This is a genomic window from Allosphingosinicella sp. (assembly GCF_036570505.1).
Taxonomy (GTDB): Bacteria; Pseudomonadota; Alphaproteobacteria; order Sphingomonadales; family Sphingomonadaceae; genus Allosphingosinicella.
Genome location: NZ_DATCYB010000042.1, coordinates 1 through 14775, shown reverse-complemented (window position 1 = coordinate 14775; position 14775 = coordinate 1). Strand labels below are relative to the sequence as shown.

16 protein-coding genes, 1 tRNA gene and 1 pseudogene are annotated in these 14775 nt (G+C 66.1%); 5 read left to right on the top strand and 13 right to left on the bottom strand.

The annotated features are described in order from the left end of the window. Nucleotides 1-58 precede the first annotated feature (58 nt). Both VIR62_RS03720 and VIR62_RS03715 read right to left on the bottom strand, forming a co-directional pair. The gene (locus VIR62_RS03720) at nt 59-676 is read right to left on the bottom strand and encodes a flavodoxin family protein (RefSeq protein ID WP_431868794.1); all 618 of its coding nucleotides are present in this window, start codon (nt 674-676) and stop codon (nt 59-61) included. A 56-nt stretch (nt 677-732) separates the two neighbouring features. Continuing rightward, complete coding sequence (locus VIR62_RS03715) at nt 733-1416, bottom strand: type 1 glutamine amidotransferase (RefSeq protein WP_431868793.1); 684 nt, start codon at nt 1414-1416, stop codon at nt 733-735. Between the two features lie 89 nt (nt 1417-1505). Between VIR62_RS03715 and VIR62_RS03710 the strand changes: the two genes are divergently transcribed. Then, nucleotides 1506-3170, top strand: a complete 1665-nt coding sequence (locus tag VIR62_RS03710) for an MFS transporter (protein ID WP_431868791.1) — start codon at nt 1506-1508, stop codon at nt 3168-3170. A 67-nt stretch (nt 3171-3237) separates the two neighbouring features. On the opposite strand, the gene VIR62_RS03705 is transcribed toward VIR62_RS03710, so the two are convergent. Continuing rightward, a tRNA-Met gene (locus VIR62_RS03705) sits at nt 3238-3314 on the bottom strand. A 150-nt stretch (nt 3315-3464) separates the two neighbouring features. Between VIR62_RS03705 and VIR62_RS03700 the strand changes: the two genes are divergently transcribed. Further along, nucleotides 3465-3899 carry a DUF3775 domain-containing protein gene (locus VIR62_RS03700; RefSeq protein WP_431868790.1) on the top strand — a complete coding sequence of 145 codons (435 nt, stop codon included), beginning with the start codon at nt 3465-3467 and terminating at the stop codon, nt 3897-3899. Here the strand turns inward: VIR62_RS03700 and VIR62_RS03695 are convergent. Next, nucleotides 3896-4336 (bottom strand): 2'-5' RNA ligase family protein, encoded by a 441-nt coding sequence (locus tag VIR62_RS03695; protein WP_431868788.1) that lies wholly within the window; start codon nt 4334-4336, stop codon nt 3896-3898. The two genes, VIR62_RS03700 and VIR62_RS03695, sit on opposite strands and share 4 nt — an antisense overlap. A 68-nt stretch (nt 4337-4404) precedes the next feature. After that, entirely contained in the window at nt 4405-6339 is a 1935-nt protein-coding gene (locus VIR62_RS03690; protein WP_431868787.1) for a potassium transporter Kup, read from the bottom strand. A 160-nt stretch (nt 6340-6499) separates the two neighbouring features. Between VIR62_RS03690 and ald the strand changes: the two genes are divergently transcribed. Next, the gene (gene ald / locus VIR62_RS03685) at nt 6500-7600 is read left to right on the top strand and encodes an alanine dehydrogenase (protein WP_431868785.1); all 1101 of its coding nucleotides are present in this window, start codon (nt 6500-6502) and stop codon (nt 7598-7600) included. 32 nt (nt 7601-7632) lie between these two features. Here ald and VIR62_RS03680 read toward each other — a convergent pair whose 3' ends face one another. The 7 genes from VIR62_RS03680 to ccmC are packed head-to-tail and all read right to left on the bottom strand — an operon-like array spanning nt 7633 to nt 12408. Then, nucleotides 7633-8265, bottom strand: a complete 633-nt coding sequence (locus VIR62_RS03680) for a tetratricopeptide repeat protein (RefSeq protein WP_431868783.1) — start codon at nt 8263-8265, stop codon at nt 7633-7635. Beyond that, nucleotides 8265-8687 (bottom strand): cytochrome c-type biogenesis protein, encoded by a 423-nt coding sequence (locus tag VIR62_RS03675; protein ID WP_431868782.1) that lies wholly within the window; start codon nt 8685-8687, stop codon nt 8265-8267. The genes VIR62_RS03680 and VIR62_RS03675 overlap by 1 nt, the downstream gene beginning before the upstream one ends. Continuing rightward, nucleotides 8684-9211, bottom strand: a complete 528-nt coding sequence (locus tag VIR62_RS03670) for a DsbE family thiol:disulfide interchange protein (RefSeq protein ID WP_431868781.1) — start codon at nt 9209-9211, stop codon at nt 8684-8686. The genes VIR62_RS03675 and VIR62_RS03670 overlap by 4 nt, the downstream gene beginning before the upstream one ends. After that, a complete protein-coding gene (locus VIR62_RS03665) occupies nt 9208-11133 on the bottom strand; it encodes a heme lyase CcmF/NrfE family subunit (RefSeq protein WP_431868779.1) in 1926 nt (641 codons plus the stop codon). Before VIR62_RS03665 ends, VIR62_RS03670 begins: the two co-directional genes overlap by 4 nt. Next, nucleotides 11130-11564 (bottom strand): cytochrome c maturation protein CcmE, encoded by a 435-nt coding sequence (gene ccmE, locus VIR62_RS03660; RefSeq protein ID WP_431868777.1) that lies wholly within the window; start codon nt 11562-11564, stop codon nt 11130-11132. The genes VIR62_RS03665 and ccmE overlap by 4 nt, the downstream gene beginning before the upstream one ends. Continuing rightward, nucleotides 11561-11692: a heme exporter protein CcmD gene (gene ccmD / locus VIR62_RS03655; RefSeq protein ID WP_431868776.1), complete on the bottom strand. Its 132-nt coding sequence runs from the start codon at nt 11690-11692 to the stop codon at nt 11561-11563. The genes ccmE and ccmD overlap by 4 nt, the downstream gene beginning before the upstream one ends. Further along, entirely contained in the window at nt 11689-12408 is a 720-nt protein-coding gene (ccmC, locus tag VIR62_RS03650; RefSeq protein WP_431868775.1) for a heme ABC transporter permease CcmC, read from the bottom strand. The genes ccmD and ccmC overlap by 4 nt, the downstream gene beginning before the upstream one ends. 112 nt (nt 12409-12520) lie before the next feature. Here ccmC and VIR62_RS03645 point away from each other — a divergent pair, with 112 nt between their 5' ends. Both VIR62_RS03645 and VIR62_RS03640 read left to right on the top strand, forming a co-directional pair. After that, complete coding sequence (locus tag VIR62_RS03645; protein WP_431868773.1) at nt 12521-13075, top strand: SRPBCC family protein; 555 nt, start codon at nt 12521-12523, stop codon at nt 13073-13075. Nucleotides 13076-13212: 137 nt separating this feature from the next. Beyond that, the gene (locus tag VIR62_RS03640; protein ID WP_431868772.1) at nt 13213-14121 is read left to right on the top strand and encodes a DMT family transporter; all 909 of its coding nucleotides are present in this window, start codon (nt 13213-13215) and stop codon (nt 14119-14121) included. 256 nt (nt 14122-14377) lie between these two features. Here VIR62_RS03640 and VIR62_RS03635 read toward each other — a convergent pair. Then, nucleotides 14378-14775, bottom strand: a pseudogene (locus VIR62_RS03635) (amino acid dehydrogenase); the annotation flags it as partial.

The following is a 14775-nucleotide window of genomic DNA, read 5'->3' as shown; positions in this document are numbered from 1 at the left end:
TATGCGAAGATGCTCGTGTGCGATGCCGTCGGATTGGCAGCCTGACCTTCTCGCTGGGTTATTTGGAAACGCCCGGATAGGGCTGCTTCTTGAGCAGCCCCGCGAGGTGGGCGGCATTGGACGCGAGCATGTCGGCCGTTTGCTGAACCTTTTCGGGGACCTGCGGCAAGTCCTTGAAATCGATGTTGCCCATCGCCTCGCCCACCCAATAGCAGGCGCCGCCGCCCGGGATCGTCCAGCCCATGTCGCCGAGCCCCTGGTAGAGCGAGGCGGTGATGGCGTGGGCGCCGTCCTCGTTGCCGACTATTCCGACGACGGCGATCTTCGAGAAGCTCGGCATCCGGCCCTTGTCGTCGGTCTCGCTCAGGAAGGCGTCCATCCGCTCCAGCACCCGTTTGGCGACGCTCGACATCTGGCCGAGCCAGACGGGCGTTCCGAAAATAAGGATATCCGCCTCCAGGATGCGGCCGCGGATGGGTGGCCAGGCATCGCCCTCCCCCTCGTCCGACGTCACGCCCGCCTTCACGTCATGGTCGACCATGCGGATCGTCTCGCTCAACGTGACGTCATGACGCCTGAGCGCCTTCGCGATGACCTCGATCATCTTGTCGGTGGAGGAATGCTCGTCACTCTTGCTCTTGAGGCTGCAATTGAGGGCGATGGCGGTGAGCGGCATGGCGGTCTCCGGAAAGAGACAAGACGCCCGCGCGCTCGTTCCTGTTCCGAAGCCGGCTAGCCGGCGAGGAAGCCGCCGATCCACCGACCGAGCCGCGCCCGATCGTTCGGCTGATCGAGCGAGGCGATCGCCGCGTCGGGATCGGGCAGCCGGTCGCGGCGGGCCTCGATCAAGGCTTGGGCGAAGGCGGGCTCGAATTCCGGATGGCACTGGAGCGAGATCGCCGGCTGATCCTCGTAGGCGATCAGGCCGAAGCGGCAGAAGTCGCTGCCGGCGAGCAAACGGATGCCGGGCGGCGGCTCGACGATCTGGTCCTGGTGGGAAACGGGGATGGCGAAGGAAGCGGCATCGTCCATCCAGGAGGCCCGCTCGTGCACGTCATAGCGATGGAGACCGATCCCCCAGCCCTTGTCGGCCTTCGCGACGTTTCCGCCGAACGCCTGCGCCATGACCTGGTGCCCGAAGCAGATGCCGACGAGCTTCGTCCTCCCCTTGGCCTCCCGCAGCCACTCGATGAGGCGCATGATCCAGGGCAGGCCATCATAAACCCCCGCCGGCGACCCGGTGATGACATAGGCATCCTGCGTCTCCGGAATGGCCGGGGGCTCGTCTCTCGCCACATCATAGGTTGTGAAAGCATGGCCGTCGCCGAGCAGCCTCCTCACCATGTCCGGATAGTCGCCGAACCGCTCCGCCAGCCCGCCGGGCGGCCCGCCCGTCTCCAATATCCCTATCTTCATGTCCGTTCGCGCTCCCGGCTGGCCCTCATGGCGTCACTCTGCTTAGATCGCCCCATGCCTCAACAGAAGGCGCAAGGGGAGAAATGTCGGTGAGCACGATAGCAGCGGAGGCGGAGGCCGAAGAGGTACGGCAGAAGGACTGGCTGGTCATCGCCGCCTCGTCGCTGGGGACGGTGTTCGAATGGTATGACTTCTACCTCTACGGCCTCCTCGCGACGATCATCTCCGCGCAATTCTTTTCCGGCGTCAACGAGACCACCGGCTTCATCTTTGCGCTCGCCGCCTTCGCCGCAGGATTCGCGGTAAGGCCGTTCGGCGCGCTGGTCTTCGGCCGGCTCGGCGACCTTGTCGGCCGCAAGAACACCTTCCTGGTGACGATGGGGCTGATGGGCGCCTCCACCTTCGCCGTCGGCCTCCTCCCCTCCTACGCCGCCGTCGGCGTCGCCGCGCCGATCCTGCTGGTGCTGCTGCGTCTCGTGCAGGGACTGGCGCTCGGCGGCGAATATGGCGGAGCGGCCACCTATGTCGCCGAGCATGCGCCCGAGGGCCGGCGCGGCCTCTACACAAGCTTCATCCAGACGACGGCGACGCTAGGCCTGTTCGCGGCGCTGCTCGTCGTCATCGGAATCCGCACGGCGATGGGCGAGCAAGCCTTTGCCGCCTGGGGCTGGCGCATTCCCTTCCTGATCTCGATCGTGCTGCTCGGCGTCTCGCTCTGGATCCGCCTGCAGCTCGCCGAAAGCCCCGCCTTCCTAAAGATGAAGGCGGAAGGGCGTCGGTCCAAGGCACCGATCCGCGAGGCGTTCGGCGAGTGGGGCAATCTGAAGATCGTCCTCATCGCCCTGTTCGGCGCGGTCGCCGGGCAGGCGGTGGTCTGGTATGCGGGGCAGTTCTACGCGCTCTTCTTCCTCGAAAAGACGCTGCGCGTGGACGGCGCCACCGCCAACATCATGATCGCCATCGCGCTCGCGATCGCGACGCCCGGCTTCATCCTGTTCGGCTGGCTTTCGGACAGGATCGGAAGGAAACCCATCATCCTCGCCGGCTGCGCGCTGGCCGCCGCGACCTATTTCCCGTTGTTCGGCGCGCTCACCAAGGCCGCCAACCCGGCGCTCTACGCCGCCCAGCAGGCCGCGCCCGTCTCGGTCGTCGCCGATCCCGACACCTGCTCGGTCCAGTTCGATCCGCTCGGCCGAAGCCGCTTCGATCGGACGAGCTGCGACGTCGCCAAGGCCTGGCTCGCGCGCTCGGGCGTCTCCTACAACAATGTCGAAGCGCCGGCTGGCTCGGCGGCACGCGTGATCATCGGCGGCCAGGCCATCGCGGTGCCTGATCCCGCGCAAATCGCCACGGACGATCGCGCGGCCGCGATCAGGACGTTCCAGGACACGCTTGCCGCCGAAGTCGCCGCGGCCGGCTATCCACCCAAGGCCGACCCGGCAGCGATCGACAAGCCGCTGGTCGTCGCCATCCTCACCTTGCTCGTGGTCTATGTGACCATGGTCTACGGCCCGATCGCGGCGCTGCTGGTCGAGCTCTTCCCGACGCGCATCCGCTACACATCGATGTCGCTGCCGTACCATATCGGCAATGGCTGGTTCGGCGGCTTCCTGCCGACCACCGCCTTCGCGCTCGTCGCGGCACAGGGCAATATCTATTACGGCCTCTGGTATCCGGTCGTTGTCGCCGCGCTGACGGTCGTCATCGGCCTCTTCTTCCTTCCGGAAAGAAGCCGTGAACCGATTACGGACTGATCCAGCGTAGATCAGACGTGCTAGGCCATTTGCGCATGTTGCTCGGTCGTTGAGTCACCAAGAGAGTTGGTAGCGGAGGAGGGACTTGAACCCCCGACACGCGGATTATGATTCCGCTGCTCTAACCAGCTGAGCTACTCCGCCCCATGGCGCGGACGCCGGCGCAGGTGCGCGGGCGTGCCGGGCCTATAGGCAGCGACGCCGCACCGGTCAACTGGCCCGGAATGTCGGCCGGAACCCGCTGCCTTTCCTGTCGTTCACGAGACAAGGGTCGACGGCCCACGGAGACGACAGATGGAATTGCTGACCCCGCTTGATACGCTGTGCAGGCTCATCCTGCGCGCCCGCGAAAATGAGGCGCAGGTGCCCGCCACCGATCCGGATGAGGATGCCGACAATGTCGACGATCTGGACGACGACGAGAGCGGTGAGGCGCTCTCCGCCCTGGAGGACGAGCTCAACACGGGTGTCGAGGAGGAGATCCGCGCCACCCTGGACGATCTGGCCGACGACCAGCTGGCCGAGGCGCTGGCCCTCGCCTGGGTGGGGCGCGGCACCTATGATGCGAGCGAATGGGATGACGCCTTCCAGGAAGCTGCCGACAGCGTAGAGGAGGACAGCGAGGGGGCGATCGACGAGCTGATGGACATGCCGCTCGTCGCCGCGCACCTCGAATCGGGCCTCGCCGCCTTCGATTACAGCTGCGAGGGCGTCGGGCAGATCGACTAGCCGCGGAAGCTGTATCTCCGGATGGGCTCCCAGGGACCCCCGAGATAGCGCCATGACGCCAGCCCCTTGACGGCGAGCGGGCGCGGCTGGAACGTGGCGCGGATTTGCTGCTGCAGCCGCTTCGCCTCGCGCGGTTCGACCTTGTTCTGGATGGTGACATGGGGTCGCCAGGGCGCCTGGTCCTGCGGCGTTAGCAGGCCGCGAAACGCTTCGGCGAGATCATGGCGGATGTCCTCCATGTCCTCGCTTTCCACGCGAAAGGCCGTGCCCTCCCCCAGATCGATGACTCCTGACAACCGCGCCCTTGGGGGCGGCAGGGCGGCATAGGCGGCTAGGCGCGCGCCCAGCTCCGCCTCGACCGTCGGCGGCAGATGGTGAAACAGGGTAAGATGCGCGGGAACCTGATTGCGCTCGGGCGGATAATGCGTGCGCCGCAAGTCCTGCAGCCAGCCATTGTCGCCGTCGCCGAACAGCGCGGTGACGATGATCGGAGCGCTTGGGCCGCTCAGATTTCCACCTGGCTGCCGAGCTCGACCACCCGGTTGGGCGGGAGCTTGAAGAACTCCATCGCGCTTTCGGCGTTGCGCAGCATCCAGGAGAAAAGCTTTTCACGCCACAGCGCCATGCCGGGCTTCGATCCGCCGGTGAGAAGGGTCTGGCGGGCGAGGAAGAAGCTGGTGTCCATCATCTTGAATTCGGGCCCGCAACTTTCGACCTGCTTCAGCGCCGCCGGAACGTCCGAATCCTGCATGAAGCCGTAGCGCAGCACGAGCCGGTAGAAACCGCTGCCAAGGCTGGTCATCTCGGCGCGCTCATTGTCGGGAATGAAGGGCTCGTCCTCGATCCGCACCGTGAGCAGCATCACCCGCTCGTGCAGGACCTTGTTGTGCTTGAGATTGTGAAGCAGCGAGTGCGGCACGCCGTCGGGCGAGGTGGTCATGAACACGGCGGTGCCGGGGACTCGCGTGGCGCTGTTGGCGGCCGATTTGACGAAGATTTCGACCGGCATCGAGGCTTCGCGCATCCGGGCCAGCATCAGCTGCCGCCCCCGCGCCCAGGTGGTGAGCAAGGTGAAGGCGACGAGGCCGATCAACAGCGGGAACCAGCCTCCGTCGGGCACCTTGGTCAGGTTCGCCGCGAAATAGGCCGTGTCCACGACGTAGAACAGGGCGAGCAGCGGCACGGCGATCCAAGGCTTCCACTTCCATAGCGAGAAGAGGACGACCGTCAGGAGGCAGGTGTCGATCAGCATCGCGCCGGTGACGGCGATGCCGTAGGCGGCGGCAAGGTTGCTCGAATTCTGGAAGAAGAGGACCAGCAGGATCACCATCACCATCAGCGCCCAGTTGATGACGGGGATGTAGATCTGCCCCGCTGCGGCAGCGCTGGTGTGCTGGATGCTGAGCCGTGGGATGAAGCCAAGCTGGATCGCCTGCTGCGTCACCGAGAAGGCACCCGATATCACCGCCTGGCTGGCGATGATGGCGGCCAGCGTGGCGACGATCACCAGCGGCAGGCGGAACCAGTCGGGCGCGAGCCTGTAGAAGGGGTTCTGGATGGCCTCCGGGTCGCCGATCAGCAACACCCCCTGCCCAAGATAGTTCAGCATCAGCGCCGGCAGGACGAAGTAGATCCAGGCTGTGCGGATCGGGCGGCGGCCGAAATGCCCCATGTCGGCATAAAGCGCCTCCGCGCCAGTAACCGCCAGAACGACCGAGCCCAGCGCCAGGAACGCCTTCCACCCGTCGATGAAGAAGAAGTTCACCGCATAATAGGGGTTGAGCGCCCACAGGACCGTTGGATCGCGCATGATGCTCATCGTGCCGAGCACGGCGATGGTCGCGAAATAGATGGTGACGACGGGCCCGAACAGGATGCCGACGCGGGCGGTCCCTGCCTTCTGGATGAGGAACAGGCCGACCAGGATCACCACGGCGATCGGAACGACCAGCGGCTCAAGGCTCGTTTCTATGACCATCAGGCCCTCGACGGCGCCCAGCACCGAAATGGCCGGCGTGATCATGCTGTCGCCGTAGAAGAGCGCGCAGGCGAAGACGCCGAGGAGGACGATTCCCGCCGTCCATCGTCTCTTGCCGCCGCTACCGCCGCTTCCGCTTCTGGAGATGAGCGCCAGGAGAGCGAGGCTGCCGCCCTCGCCCTTGTTGTCGGCGCGCATGAGGATCATGACGTATTTGAGCGTCACGACCAGCATCATCGACCAGAAGACGAGCGACAAGACGCCGTAGATGTGGATCTCGTCGAGTGTCAGCGGGTGATGGCCCGCGAACGTCTCGCGAAAGGCGTAAAGCGGACTGGTGCCGATATCGCCGAACACGACGCCGATGGCGCCGAGGGTCAGCTTGGCCAGGCTGCCCTGTGTGTGCCCGTGACTGGCGGGACGCGAGTCAGGGAGCTCCGATGCTGCGGCGGTGTCGGTCATTTCCAGGCGGGCGAGGAACGCCCCTTGATCCCTTGTTCAACTTCGCCGGCACGGCCGGAAGCCGCGGCGCTTAGCATGGCGCCCATCCGCACCGCAATGGCGACAAAGCGTTTCGGCCGCACTATAGACCCGCGATCAACCTTCTCCATGGAGTCTTGAGATGCGCGTCGGCGTGCCTAAGGAAATCAAGAATCACGAATATCGCGTCGGCCTCACCCCGCCTTCGGTGACGGAACTGGTGGCGGCCGGCCATGAGGTCATCGTCGAGACGAAGGCCGGCGGCGGCATCGACTTCGAAGACCAGGATTATATCGACGCCGGCGCCCGCATCGCGCCGGACGCCGCCTCGACTTTCGCCCAGGCCGACATGATCGTGAAGGTGAAGGAGCCGCAGCCGCAGGAGATCGCCCTGCTCGAGCCGCGCCACCTCCTCTTCACCTATCTCCACCTCGCGCCCGATCCGGAGCAGGCCAAGGGCCTGATGAAGTCCGGCGCGACCTGCATCGCCTATGAGACGGTGACGGCGAACGACCGTTCGCTGCCGCTCCTGAAGCCGATGAGCGAGGTTGCGGGCCGCATGTCGGTGCAGGTCGGCGCCCATTATCTCGAAAAGGAACAGGGCGGCCGCGGTGTTCTGCTGGGCGGGGTTCCGGGCGTGGCGCCGGCCAAGGTCGCGATCCTCGGCGGCGGCGTCTCGGGCATCAACGCCGCGCAGATGGCGGTCGGCATGCGCGCCGACGTCACCATCTACGACATCAACAATGCGCGGCTGGCCGAGTTGGACATGTTCTTCTCCAGCCAGATCAAGACGGCCTATGCCAGCAAGGCCGCCATCGTCCACGCGGTGGCGAACGCGCACCTTGTCATCGGAGCGGTGCTCGTCCCCGGCGCGGCCGCGCCCAAGCTCGTCACCCGCGACATGCTTCAGACGATGAAGCGCGGCAGTGTGCTGGTCGACATCGCCATCGATCAGGGCGGCTGCTTCGAGACCTCGCGGCCCACCACCCACGACGATCCGGTGTTCGAAATCGGCGGCGTCATCCACTATTGCGTCGCCAACATGCCGGGCGCCGTCGCGCGCACGTCGACCTTCGCGCTGAACAACGCCACCCTCCCCTTCGCGCTGAAGCTCGCGAACCTAGGCGCCGAAGCCGCGATGAAGGCCGACCCGCACCTCGCCAACGGCCTCAACGTGATGGGCGGCAAGATCCGCCACCGGGCCGTCGCCGAGGCGCTCGGCGAGGAATATGTCGCGTTCTGACCAGCCTCCCCTCCCGTTTACGGGAGGGGAGATTACGGCACCATCCCCATCGCCCGCGCCTGATCCAGCATCATCAGCCGTTCCTCGATCATCGGCCGCCACGACACGCCCGGCGGCGCGGTGGCTAGGATATTGCGCCAGATCGCCTCGGCTTCGTCGAACTTGCCGCCCTGGGCCAGCGCGAGGCCGTAGAAGAATTTGGGGCCGGGATGGTCCGGCGCGATCGCGGCGGCGTGCTGGAAAGCGAGTTCGGCCGCTGGCGTCATCATGCCGTCGGCGTGGAGGACTAGCGCATTGCCAAGACCGACCCAGAGGTCGGCATTGTTCGGATGCTCCCGGAGGGCGGAACCGATGACGCCCGCCGCGTTCAGCGTATCGCCCCTCCGATGATAGCTGTCGGCGATGGTGAGCCAGTGCGCCGCGACGTCGAATTCACCCAGCATGTCGCCCCGCACCTCGGCGAAGGCGGTATCCGGCAGCTTTTCGCGCACGGGCGGCGGTACTGGCTTGCCCTCCAAACCAGGGCGGCCCTGCCAGGCGTAACCGGCGAGCGCGATCAGCAGCGCGGCCCCGAGAAACTGTAGCGCCGCCTTGTCGAACCGGCCGAAGCGCCATAGCGCGACGAACACCAACGCCGCCATCAGGACGATCAGCACCCAGCCCATCAGCGCTTCCTCCGCCTGAAACGCCCGCGCGCGAGCCAGAGACCGGCGGCGAGCAGCAGGATCGGCGCCGCCCAGAGCGGCCACGTCACCGGCTCCAGCGGCGGCGCATAGCTAACCCAATTGCCGTAGCGTTCGATCAGCCAGGCCCGGATCGCGTCCGGCTCCTCACCCGCGGCGATGCGCTGCCGCACGAGGGCGCGCATGTCGCCCGCCATCTCGGCATCGCTGTCGGCGATAGACTGGCCCTGGCAGACGAGACAGCGCAGCGTCTCCATCAACGCCAGCGCCTTCTCCTCCTGTTCCGGATCGGGAAGCTGCGTGTAGGCATATTCGGCGGGTGGCAGGAGGGAGTCGGCAACGGCTGGAGCGGGAATGAGCAGCGCCAAAGCCACGAACAACCTCGGTGGCGAGTTGCGGATCACTTCAGCGCCTCATAGGCCGCGACGACGTCGGGCACGTCCAGCGGATTGATCGGCCCGAAATGATAATATCGGATAATCCCGTCGCCATCGACGATGAAGGTTTCCGGCACGCCCGAGGCGCCGAGCGCGATCTGCACCCGGCTGTTCGCGTCCGAGCCGATGCGGGCGTAGGGGTCGCCCCAGCGGCGGAGAAATTCGGCCACGTCCTGCGGCCGGTCGCGCACGGCGACGGCATCGATCGGAATGCCGCGTTCGGCGATCGCTTCGAGCTGCGGCGCTTCGGCGATGCAGGGGACGCACCAGCTCGCGAAGACGTTGACGATGCGCGGCTCGCCCGTGGCATAATCGGCGCTGTCGAGCCCGGGGCGGTCGGGCAGCATCGGCGGCAGCGAGAAAGCGGGGACGGACTTGCCCACCATCTGCGACTGGATCTTGCGATCCGACGGGGCGTAGAGACCGACCGCGACCGTCACCAGGAATACGAGGAAAACCACCAGCGGCACCCAGAGGATGAGGCGTTTCATGCCCAGGCCTCCTGAAGCTGGACCTTCCGCTCGCGCCGGACACGGCCGATCAGCGACAACAATCCGCCAAGCGCGATCAGGGCGCCGCCGAACCAGATGAGCGTCACGAACGGCTTCCACCAGAGGCGGAGCTGCCAGCGTCCTTGCGCGTCGCCCTTGCCCAGCACCGTGTAGAGCTGGCCGTCGAGTTGCGTTTCTATGGCCGCCTCGCTCGTCTCGGTCGGCGGCGAGCTGAACATGCGCGCCTGCGGTCGGAGGATGAAGGGATCGCCGTCGCCGCGGCGGGCGGTGAGCGTCGCCTCGATCGCCGTCCAGTTGGGTCCGGCGATCGGCCGCACCGCATCGAACCTGATCGAATAGGGGCCGACCTCGACCGTCTCCCCGACGGGCACCGCGACCAGCGTCTCTTCGGTGAACGCCGTCTCCGACGCCATGCCGGCAAGGCTGACGGCGATGCCGAGATGGGCGATCACCATGCCCCAGGTGAAGAGCGGCGTGCGGCGCAGGTTGCGGTTCCAGAGCGGCGCGACGCTCGCCGCCGCCACGCCCGCCGCCAAGGTGAGCCCGAGGAGGGGAAAGAGGCCGATGCCGGGCGCGAAGAGAATAAGGGCGAACAGCGCCATGGCCGAAATCAGGATCGGGATAGCGACGCGGTTCAGCACTTCGCGCGCCTTGTCGCGCCGCCACTTGATGAGCGGCCCTATCGCCATGGCGGCGACCAGCACCAGTACGATCGGTCCGGCGGCGCTGTTGAAATAAGGCGGGCCCACGGACAATTTCTCCCCCGTCACGGCCTCCACCCCGAGTGGATAGAGCGTTCCCACGAGCACGATGCCGAGAATGGCCGAGAGGAGGAGGTTGTTGAGCACCAGCGCGCCCTCACGGCTCACCGGCTCGAAGGTCGCACCTTCCCGCACGGTGCCGACGCGGAGGCCGAACAGGGCCAGCGCACCGCCGATATAAAGGGTGAGCAGAATGAGGATGAAGAAGCCGCGCTGCGGATCGACTGCAAACGCGTGAACGCTGGTGAGGATGCCCGAGCGCACTAGGAAGGTGCCGACCATCGACATGGAAAATGCGACCACGGCCAGCATCACGGTCCAGGCCCTCAGCGCGTCGCGCGTCGCCAGCACCGTCACCGAATGAAGCAAAGCCGTCGCCGCCAGCCAGGGCATGAGCGAGGCGTTTTCGACCGGATCCCAGAACCACCACCCGCCCCAGCCGAGCTCATAATAGGCCCAGTAGCTGCCCGCCGTGATGCCGAGCGTGAGGAAGATCCAGGCGGCGAGCACCCAGGGCCGCATCGCCCGCGCGAAAGCTGCGCCGACGTCGCGGGTGACGAGCGCGCCGACCGCGAAGGAAAAAGCGATCGAGATGCCGACATAGCCGAAGTAGAGCGTCGGCGGATGGAAGGCGAGGCCCGGGTCCTGGAGCAGCGGGTTAAGTCCCTGCCCCACCGCCGGCGCCGGATTGAGGCGCTCGAACGGATTGGAGGCGAAGAGGAGGAAGGCGTAGAAGCCGAGCCCGATCGCCGCCTGCGCCGCCAGGGTCGCGATCAGGGTCCGCTGCTCCAGCTTCCGCTCGAACAGCGCCACCGCGCCGCCGGCGATGCCGAGCACGGTCACCCAGAGCAGCATCGAGCCCTCATGATTCCCCCAGGCGCCGGCGAATTTGTAGAGCCAGGGCTTGGCCGCATGACTATTCGCCGCGACCAGTGCCACCGAAAGGTCGGTGCGCAGGAACAGGAGTATCAGGCACAGGAAGGCAATCGCCACCAGCACCGCCTGCGCCGCCGCCACCGGTCGCACCGTGCGCAACAGCACCTCGCCGCCCGGCCGCAGCGCGAACACGCCGAAGCAGAGCTGAAGCAGCGACAGCGCCGCCGCGAGCCAGAGCGCCGCAAGCCCCCCTTCCGCGATCATTCCAGTGTCTCGATCTTGTGCTTGTCGCCGGCCAGCTCGGGCGGCATGTAATTCTCGTCATGCTTGGCGAGTATCTCGCTGGCGACGAACAGTCCGCTCGGCAGGAACCGCCCTTCGGCGACGACGCCGCTACCCTCCTTGAAGAGGTCCGGCACGATGCCGGTGAAGCGGACCGGAATGGTCGCCTCCGTCTCGTCGCCGACGACGAAGTCTATCGTGACTCCATCCTCCGCGTGCCGGATCGAGCCTTCCTCGACCATGCCGCCGATCCGCACCGCCTGATCGAGCGGGACGCCTTTGCGCGTCACATCGGCCGGCGCGTAGAAATAGGCGGCCTGGTCCTTCAGCGCGGACATGCCCAGCAGCACCGCCCCCAGCACGGCGGCGACGGCGAGGATGAGCAGGGTCAGGCGCTGGTTCTTGGCCTTCATCGCTTGCCTCTCAGCGCATCGGCTTCCGCTTCGGCGCGGCGCATCGCGGCGAAGCTCCACAAGGTGACGCCGAGTGTCCCGACGATCGTCAGCGCATAGGCCGCGATGATGAAGGACCAATGGTTCACGATCCCATCCTCCTCAGCCGCGCCTCGACCTTCTGACGGGCGAGGATGGCGCGCATCCGCATCAGCACGATCGCGCCGAACAGCAGCGAGAAACCGAGCGCCGAGCCCATCAACGGCCACAGCATCGACGCGTCGATCGTCGAGGAGCCGCGCACGAAGCTGATGCTCTGCCCCTGGTGGAGCGTGTTCCACCACAGCACCGAATAATGGATGATCGGAATGTTGATCGCTCCCAGCAGGCCGAAGATGGCGGTGATCCGCCCCTCCCCGCCCCGTTCCCGGTCGGCGTCGGCCAGCGCGATATAGGCAATATAGAGGAAGAGGAGGACGAGCATCGACGTCATCCGCCCGTCCCATTCCCAATAGGTGCCCCAGGTCGGGCGCCCCCACAGCGAGCCGGTGGCGAGGCAGATCGCCGTGAACAGCGCGCCGGGCACCGCGATCGCCCGCGCCGCCACGTTCGCCAGCGGGTGGCGCCAGACGAGCTGCATCAAGCTGGCGACGGCGATGCCGGTCCAACCGCCCATGCCGAGCCAGGCGGCGGGCACATGCACGTACATGATCCTGACGCTCTCTCCCTGGAGATAGTCGCTCGGGGCGATGAAAAGACCGAACGCGAGCGCGAACAGGATCAGCGCCGCTCCGCCCCAGCCCAGCCAGGGAGTAAGCGGACGAGCGATCTTCAGGAAGCGGGCCGGGTTAGCGAGAGCGTGCATGGAGGAATCCGCTCTAGCCGAGCGCGAGCGCGCGGCAAAGACCTAAGCCGACATGGTAAAACGGGCGGGAACGACGTAAGCAGATTTGGCGCCGCATGCGTTGGAGGAAACCATGACAGAGATCATCCTCATCGTCCTCGTCATCCTGGCCGCGTTGCTCATCTACATCATGACCCGGCCGAACACGTTCCGGGTCAGGCGTTCCGCGATGATCGACGCGCCGCCAGAAAAAGTCTTCCCGCTGATCAACGACTTCCACCGCTGGGAGGTCTGGTCCCCCTGGGAGAAGCTCGATCCCGCCCTCCAGCGCCGGTTCAGCGGACCGGAATCGGGCAAAGGCTCTATCTACGAGTGGCAGGGCAACAAGAAGGTCGGTCAGGGGAGAATGGAGATCGTCGATTCCTTCGCGCCCTCCAAGATTCTCATCAAGCTCGACTTCTTGAAGCCGTTTGAATCCCACAACACGACCGAATTCACGCTGGAGCCGAAAGACAGGGCGACCGAGGTGAATTGGGAAATGTACGGCCCCAGCCCGTTCATGACCAAGGCGATGAGCCTGTTCGGCGGTATGGACAAGATGGTCGGCAAGGATTTCGAAAAAGGCCTCGCCAACATGCGCGCCGCGGCGGAAGGAACAACGCCCGAGGCGGTGCCTCCGCCGCGTTAATCTCCCTCGTCATTGCGAGCGTAGCGAAGCAATCCAGCGCACGCGACTGGATTGCCGCGTCGCTCCGCTCCTCGCAATGACGGCCCAAAGCGGCGGGGAGGACAAACAACCGCGGTTCGCCTAAGGCGGCCGCAAACATGCACGACTCCCGCCGCCCACAGCAGAACCGCCTCCTGGGCATCGGCCTGCGCCTCGGCGCGACCACCTGCTTCGGGTTCATGGCGGCGATGATCAAGCTCGGCTATGAAGCCGGGGTCAGCACGCCCGAGCTGGTTTTCTACCGCTTCGCCTTCGGCCTGCCGCCGCTGCTCGCCTGGATCGCCTGGTCCGGCAATTTCGGAGCGTGGCGCACCCGACGCCCTCTCGCCCATGTCGTCCGCGGCGCCCTCGGCCTCACTACCATGGTCCTCGCCTTTACCGCCTTGAGCTACCTGCCGCTGGCGGAGGCGACGACCATCGGCTTCGCCGCACCCCTCTTCGCCGTCATCCTGTCCGCGCTCGTCCTGAAGGAGGATGTCGGACGGCACCGCTGGAGCGCGGTCGCGGTCGGCTTCCTCGGCGTTCTGATCGTGATGCAGCCGCAGGGCGGCGGCCTGCCGGCGATCGGTCTTGCCATCGCCGGGCTGTCGGCCTTCGGCGTCGCCTCGGTCACCATCACCATCCGCCAGATCGGGCGGACGGAATCGACCCAGACAACCGTCCTCTGGTTCACGGGACTGTCCATGCTCGCCGTCGGCGCGCTGATGCCGTTCTTCGCGGAAGCCCACACCCTGAAAGTCTGGGCCATCCTGCTCGCGCTCGGATCCTTTGGCGGGATCGCCCAGCTTCTCCTCACCGCCGCCCTACGCTTCGCGCCGGTGCCGGTGATCGTGCCGTTCGACTATGTTCAGCTCCTCTGGGCCGTGCTGCTCGGCTGGATCATCTGGGAAACCCGGCCGCCGGCCAGCACCTGGATCGGCGCCGCCGTGATCATCTCCAGCGGACTCTACACCCTCTATCGCGAGCACAAACTCGGGCGCGAGAAGCCACGGGCCGAGGCGCTTTGAACGACGATCAGGAGAACTTGCGAATGCCCTCAGTGGCGTTCAATCTCGCAATGTGGCTGACCCATACCTCTTCGTGCCCACTCTCATCTTGGCGTTGGCAGTAGCTATTCCGTGGTATTTCCTGCCAAACAGCGCGCTCGCTATTAGAGTTCTTGCTGGAGCGGGAGTTGTCGCGGTCTCAGCTCTTTTACTGCTTGTCGCAATGACTTTTGCGATGATGATGGAGTGGATTCCCCCAATGTAACCTTCGGTGGGGCTACTCGCCCCGCCCGATGAGCCGCTGGGCCATGGCGTCGGCGACTTCGGCAGGGTTGCGGCCCGACGAGGCGCTCTCCTCCCAGATCGATTCGAGCCGGCCCGGGATCTTCTCGATCCGCGCCTTGACCCCCGCCTCGTCGGCGTCGCCCAGATGCTCGGACGAGACGTTGATGATGCCGCCCGCGTTAATGACGTAATCGGGCGCGTAGAGGATGCCGCGCGCCGCGATCCGGTCACCGTCTTCAGGGGTGGCGAGTTGGTTGTTGGCCGCGCCGGCGACAACGGGCACGTTGAGCGCCGCGATGCTCTCCTCGGTCAGGATCGCGCCCAATGCGCAGGGGCTGAGCACGTCCGCTTCGAGCGTCAGGATGTCGCCCGGATCGACGACCCTGCCGC

What these genes read in the sequence shown, in the direction of transcription:
- VIR62_RS03715 (WP_431868793.1), bottom strand. Translation starts at nt 1,416, where the DNA reads ATGAAGATAGGGATATTGGAGACGGGCGGGCCGCCCGGCGGGCTGGCG.
- ald (WP_431868785.1), top strand. Translation starts at nt 6,500, where the DNA reads ATGCGCGTCGGCGTGCCTAAGGAAATCAAGAATCACGAATATCGCGTC.
- ccmC (WP_431868775.1), bottom strand. Translation starts at nt 12,408, where the DNA reads ATGCACGCTCTCGCTAACCCGGCCCGCTTCCTGAAGATCGCTCGTCCG.
- VIR62_RS03645 (WP_431868773.1), top strand. Translation starts at nt 12,521, where the DNA reads ATGACAGAGATCATCCTCATCGTCCTCGTCATCCTGGCCGCGTTGCTC.
- VIR62_RS03665 (WP_431868779.1), bottom strand. Translation starts at nt 11,133, where the DNA reads ATGATCGCGGAAGGGGGGCTTGCGGCGCTCTGGCTCGCGGCGGCGCTG.
- VIR62_RS03690 (WP_431868787.1), bottom strand. Translation starts at nt 6,339, where the DNA reads ATGACCGACACCGCCGCAGCATCGGAGCTCCCTGACTCGCGTCCCGCC.
- VIR62_RS03720 (WP_431868794.1), bottom strand. Translation starts at nt 676, where the DNA reads ATGCCGCTCACCGCCATCGCCCTCAATTGCAGCCTCAAGAGCAAGAGT.
- VIR62_RS03700 (WP_431868790.1), top strand. Translation starts at nt 3,465, where the DNA reads ATGGAATTGCTGACCCCGCTTGATACGCTGTGCAGGCTCATCCTGCGC.
- VIR62_RS03680 (WP_431868783.1), bottom strand. Translation starts at nt 8,265, where the DNA reads ATGGGCTGGGTGCTGATCGTCCTGATGGCGGCGTTGGTGTTCGTCGCG.
- VIR62_RS03670 (WP_431868781.1), bottom strand. Translation starts at nt 9,211, where the DNA reads ATGAAACGCCTCATCCTCTGGGTGCCGCTGGTGGTTTTCCTCGTATTC.
- VIR62_RS03640 (WP_431868772.1), top strand. Translation starts at nt 13,213, where the DNA reads ATGCACGACTCCCGCCGCCCACAGCAGAACCGCCTCCTGGGCATCGGC.
- ccmE (WP_431868777.1), bottom strand. Translation starts at nt 11,564, where the DNA reads ATGAAGGCCAAGAACCAGCGCCTGACCCTGCTCATCCTCGCCGTCGCC.